General features: G+C 43.6%; 1 protein-coding gene. It reads left to right on the top strand.

The genetic code is table 11. The annotated features are described in order from the left end of the window. Positions 1-41: 41 nt before the first annotated feature. A partial coding sequence (locus tag SB773_RS31080; protein ID WP_410594110.1) for a DUF4179 domain-containing protein occupies positions 42-291 on the top strand: 250 nt, incomplete at its 3' end.

Below are 291 nucleotides of genomic sequence, written 5' to 3'. Positions count from 1 at the left end.
CAAGCAGCCCAATCGATAAGAAGGCTGATTCCGCAATATCCGTGAACAATTATATTCTGCAAAAGTCTATAGACCCCGGTATTAAGAAAGCTGCCCAGAATGGATTTGCTAAAAAAGTTCAAGCAAGCGCAACCGATCAGGGAATCACTTTAACAGTCAAAGAAGTAATGGCTGACCCTCTGCGAATCAGCATGGTTGCTTCCCTGACCGATCAAAACGGAAAGCCGCTCGATATCTTTTGGCAGAACATGTTTGATAGCAAAGATCAGGATCCGATTTTTACGATCAAGG

The organism is Bacillus sp. SIMBA_074, from assembly GCF_046534555.1.
Classification (GTDB): Bacteria; Bacillota; Bacilli; order Bacillales; family Bacillaceae_G; genus Bacillus_A; species Bacillus_A mycoides.
Note: the sequence above shows the minus strand (reverse complement) of the source record. Positions and strands in the feature narration are given on the sequence as shown.